The 1,864-nt window shown below is 73.2% G+C and carries 2 protein-coding genes; both read left to right on the plus strand.

Annotated elements, in window-relative coordinates:
• The first annotated feature begins 34 nt into the window (after positions 1 to 34).
• The gene (locus AC1MIR_RS13470) at positions 35 to 604 is read left to right on the plus strand and encodes a DUF1194 domain-containing protein (protein WP_480028755.1); all 570 of its coding nucleotides are present in this window, start codon (positions 35 to 37) and stop codon (positions 602 to 604) included.
• A gap of 30 nt (positions 605 to 634) precedes the next feature.
• A complete protein-coding gene (locus tag AC1MIR_RS13475) occupies positions 635 to 1,750 on the plus strand; it encodes a 2-aminoethylphosphonate--pyruvate transaminase (RefSeq protein ID WP_480028662.1) in 1,116 nt (371 codons plus the stop codon).
• The last annotated feature ends 114 nt before the right edge of the window (positions 1,751 to 1,864 follow it).

Here is a 1,864-nt window from a genome sequence, read left to right on the forward strand (position 1 = left end):
GGGCGGGGGTTGCGGGGATTGCGCGTAATCCGGGCTGTGGGCGGGGGGCCCCGCGGCGGCGCGGCGCGATCCCGGCGGGCTGGCCGCGCCCACCGCCGGCCCGCGCCGCGCCGCCGCGCTCTGCCTGCTGCTGTGGTCGGGCGTGGGCGAGCGCGACCTGGCGGTGGGCTGGACGCGGCTCGACGGCGCGGGAAGCGCGGCCGCGCTGGCCGATGCCATCGAGAACACGCCGCGCCTGCCGCGTGCGGGTGCCACGGCGCTGGGCGAGGGCATGGCGGCGGGGCTGGCGCTGCTGGCGCGCGTGCCGGGCGATGCGACGCGGCTGGTGCTCGATGTCTCGGGCGACGGGCGGCACAACCAGGGGCGCCCGCCGGGGCCGGTGCGAGACCTGGCGGTGGCGGCGGGGATCACCGTCAACGGCCTCGCCATCCTCAACGAGGAGCCGGACCTGCTGGACCACTACGCCGCCGAGGTGATCGGCGGCCCCGGCAGCTTCGCGATGGATTGCGCCGACTACGCGGACTTCGCCGACGCCATCCTGCGCAAGCTGCGGCGCGAGCTGGCCGGCACGCTGGTTGCCGGCATGGCGCCGCCGGGCGCATAAGGCGCGCCCGCCTTTTCCTCAGGTCCAGCCATGCTCCTGCTGATTCCCGGCCCCGTGCAGACGCGCCCCGAAGTGCGCGCCGTGATGGGCGACGACATCGCCCCCTGGGACGACGAGTTCCGGGCCGAATACGCGGCGATGCGCCCGCGCATCGTGAAGATCGCCGGCGGGACGGAGGGCGTGGATGTCGCCCTTCCGCTGCCCGGCTGCGGCCACATGATCGTGGAGGCCGCGGTGCGCAGCTTCGTCCCGGCCGGCGGCAAGCTGCTGGTGGTGCGCAACGGCAACTACGCCGACCGGCTGGTGCGGCTGGCGACGGAGGCGGGGCGCGTGGTGGTGTCCCTTTCCGGCCCCGACACCGAACCGATGGCGCCGGAGAAGCTGGCCCACGCGCTGCGCGAGAACCCGGACGTCACCCATGTGGCGGTGATCGTCAGCGAGACGGGCAGCGGCATCGTCAACGACCCGAACATCCTCGGCCCCGTCATCCACGCCGCCGGCAAGCGCATGATCTGCGACGCCGTCTCCGGCTTCGGCGCGCTGCCCTTCAAGCTGTCGGAGCACCCCGAATGCGACGTGGTGGTGTTCACCTCCAACAAGTGCCTGGAGGGGCTGCCGGGCTTCGGCTTCGCGGTGGCGCCGATCGCGCGGCTGGAAGCGAGCGCGGGCAATGCCGGGTCCTGGCTGCTCGACCTGCACGACGTCTATCGCCACGCGGTGGTCAATGGCTGGGGCAGCTTCCGCTTCACCCCGGCGGTGCAGGCGCTGCGCGCCTTCCGCATCGCGATGGACCTGTATGACGCCGAGGGCGGCCAGCCGGCCCGTCTGGCGCGCTACAGCCGCAACCGCGACGTGCTCTATGACGGCCTCGTCGCGCTGGGCTTCACGCCCTATGTCGAGCGCCGGCACCAGGGGCCGATCATCGTCAACGTCCACCAGCCCCGCCATCCCGCCTGGGATTTCCGGCGCTTCATCACGCTGATGAAGCAGCGCGGCGTGCTGATCAGCAATTTCTGGAACACCGAGACACCGACCATCCGCATCGCCTGCATCGGCGCGATCAACGAGGACGACATGCGCTTCGCCCTGCGCCAGATCGAGGCCACCCTGGCGGAGCTGGGCGTCGGCGTCCCGGCGGCGGCGTGAGGTCAGTGGTCGCGGGGGCGCTGCCCCCGTGCCCCCGCCGGGGAGCTTGAAGCTCCCCGGACCCCCACATCAGTTTATGCCCGGAAGGGAGGGGGGCACTTCGGCCCCCCTCCC

The organism is Falsiroseomonas sp. RANM36 (assembly GCF_056682175.1).